The organism is Mesorhizobium sp. M7A.F.Ca.AU.002.02.1.1 (assembly GCF_003998535.1).
In the GTDB taxonomy this organism is placed as follows: domain Bacteria; phylum Pseudomonadota; class Alphaproteobacteria; order Rhizobiales; family Rhizobiaceae; genus Mesorhizobium; species Mesorhizobium ciceri.
This window is the reverse complement of record NZ_RZPB01000833.1, coordinates 1-2,459: the sequence shown is the minus strand read 5'-3', so window position 1 is coordinate 2,459 and position 2,459 is coordinate 1. Positions and strand designations below refer to the sequence as shown.

Sequence of the window (2,459 nt, the reverse complement as noted above, 5' to 3'; positions counted from 1 at the left end):
GTCCAGGGGCGGACAAAGTCCTCGCGATGCAGCAGCGAGACCGCCGGACTGTCGGCGATCCTCAGCGGCTCGAGCGCATAGTCCCGGCGGCGTGATTGGAGAAAAGGTATGCGCATCTAATTTTTGTTTTCTTGTTTGACCATGATCTCTGGACAAACGGGAACCGTTGTCCGTGAAAACCGGCTTCCACTTTTCGGGATCATGGTCTGATCCTTGAAAGAATGAACCCGGCCTGCGGCTTGGCGTCGGCGCCGCGCAGATAGAGTGGTTTCGGCCGTTCGCCCGCGCCCTTGGCGGCAGCCAGGCGGGCGTAGGTGACAATGTCGGCGGTGGCCGTCCGAGGGCCGACATCGAATTCGCGCCCGGCCGATGCGCTGATGAGCGCTGCAGCGGTGCCGGCAAGCACCAGAGACGTTGCCTTCGCCATTGCCACCACGTCGGCCAGCGTGGCCACGGCCGGACCGTAAGTCAAGACTAACCTTTCGTCGTAAAAAGCCGCGTGGATCTCCTCACGGCCGGCATCCAGCGCCGCCAGCACGGCGCGACCGGGAAATGCCGTCGCTGCTTCGGCAGCCAGCGCCTCCAGTGTCGTCACTCCGATTGCCGGTATCTTCAGCGCCAGCGCCAGGCCACGCGCGGTCGAGACGCCGACCCGCAGACCGGTGAAGGAACCGGGGCCGACAGACACGGCAATGGCGCCAAGACCTGCATAGTCGGTTGCGCCTGCCTCCAGCGCTTCGGCGATGACCGCCATCAGCTGCTCGGCATGGCCCTTGCCGAGATCGAGCACCGAGCGGCCGAGCTCCCGCTTCGCCGTCGCGTCATAGACGCTAGCGGCGCAGAGGTTGGCGGCACAGTCGATGGCAAGCAATTTCATGAAGCAACCGGTTCGAAAGACAATTCCCTGTGCCCGCCACGGCCCGCCACCGCAAGGGGATAGTGCATAATTCGTTAAGCGGCTTCGCTTGTGGCCTATGCGGCCTGCTCGATGCGCAGCATGTGGTTGTCCCAGACATAGTCCGGTTCGGAGCGTGTCGCACCACTGCCCTCGACGATCTCGCCAGCGCCGGTGGTGGCCATGAAGCCGGTTCCATCGGGAGCCACGCCGCAGACCTCGACCAGCGCGCTGTTCGCGACGACCCGTCCGCTGGCCGCATCGAGCACGACAAGCGAGTTGCCTTCCGGCGAGGAGACCGCGACCGTGCCGGCAGCCGGATTGGCGGCGACCGAGCCTATGTAGTTGCGGAAGCCGGACAAAACGTCCTGCGGCATGTCGAGCAGTTGCAATTCCTTGCCGCGCACCGCGCGGCCGACCAGCAGCGGACGATCGGTGCCCGGGCCCCTGTACTGGCAACCGAACCAGACCGTGCCGGACGGATCGGTGTCCATGTGGCGGATCGACAGCTGATGCAGTGCGGCCGGCAATTCGTGCTTCTCGATGAGGTCGCCGGTGACGCGGTCTATCAGCACGTAGGACGGCTTCATGGTCGCAATGTTGAGCTCGGCGCGGCCGTAATCCGGATGGGTCTCGATGCCGCCATTTGCTACCGCAATCGTCCTGCCATCGCCCAGGAGCAGAAGCTCGTGCGGACCCATTCCATAGGTCGGGAACTCGCCGACACGGCTGAATTTCGCCCGCGCATCGTAGACGCCGACGACGCCGGCGGCGTTGTCGAAGTCGTTTTCGGTGGCATAGAGCAGCGCACCGTCGGCCGAAAACACGCCATGGCCGAAGAAATGCCGGCCGGCGATGCTGGCGATGGTCAGCGGCGCATCACGGCCCGAATGGTCGAAAACCACGGCAAAGGTGCCGGGTTGCCGCGCGAAGACCACCGAGCGTTTCGATATGGGATCGAAGGTGACATCGTGGCCGCGATCGGGCAGATCGATCGCATGCAGGACTTTGCCGGCCTCGGACAGGACGGCAGCGCCAAAGCTGCCGTCGCGTTTGACGAAAGCGGTGGCGAAGACGGCGTCGGTCGAAAGCGTCGTTGCCCAGGCCGATGGCGCCATCGCGGCCATGAAGCCAACGCCTGCAGCTCTCAGGAAATCGCGGCGATCTATCAGCGGGGTTTTCAATTCAGTCCCCATCCAGCGAGGAGAAGCCTGCGGTCAGGCCGAATTCAGCGGTCAACCTGGTCCCGATCAGGGTCGACAGGCTGGAGGTGATCAGCGCGAAATGATCGAGCTTGTCGCGCAATGCCGGATCGGCAAGCGCCTTGTCGATTGGACCGCTGACGGCCTTGGCGGTGGCGACACCGTTGACCAATTGGATGTGGATCGCTTCGGCCATCCAGCGCGCATCGGCCGGCAGGGCGTCGCCAAGTTTCGAGGCCTGGAACAGCGTATCGATGCCGGAGAGATTGCCGGCCAGTGACGCGGTGGTGTTTTGCGAGCGCCAATAGATCGCTTGTTTCGGCTTGTCCGCGTCCGGCTTGCCGCCGAAAAACCCTTTCAGG

General features: G+C 64.1%; 3 protein-coding genes and 1 pseudogene. All 4 read right to left on the bottom strand.

Features of this window, described 5'->3' with window-relative positions; translation table 11 throughout:
• A pseudogene (locus EN879_RS40770) lies at positions 1 to 116 on the bottom strand (ribosomal-protein-alanine acetyltransferase); the annotation flags it as partial.
• 83 nt (positions 117 to 199) lie between these two features.
• Positions 200 to 877: a tRNA (adenosine(37)-N6)-threonylcarbamoyltransferase complex dimerization subunit type 1 TsaB gene (tsaB, locus tag EN879_RS31990; RefSeq protein WP_063169988.1), complete on the bottom strand. Its 678-nt coding sequence runs from the start codon at positions 875 to 877 to the stop codon at positions 200 to 202.
• A gap of 95 nt (positions 878 to 972) precedes the next feature.
• On the bottom strand, positions 973 to 2,079 hold the full coding sequence (locus EN879_RS31985; protein ID WP_063169987.1) for a DUF1513 domain-containing protein: 1,107 nt from the start codon (positions 2,077 to 2,079) through the stop codon (positions 973 to 975).
• A gap of 1 nt (position 2,080) precedes the next feature.
• Positions 2,081 to 2,459, bottom strand: a 379-nt coding sequence (locus EN879_RS31980; RefSeq protein WP_281034617.1) for an imelysin family protein, incomplete at its 5' end; no start/stop codon positions are given.

What these genes read in the sequence shown, in the direction of transcription:
- tsaB (WP_063169988.1), bottom strand. Translation starts at nt 877, where the DNA reads ATGAAATTGCTTGCCATCGACTGTGCCGCCAACCTCTGCGCCGCTAGC.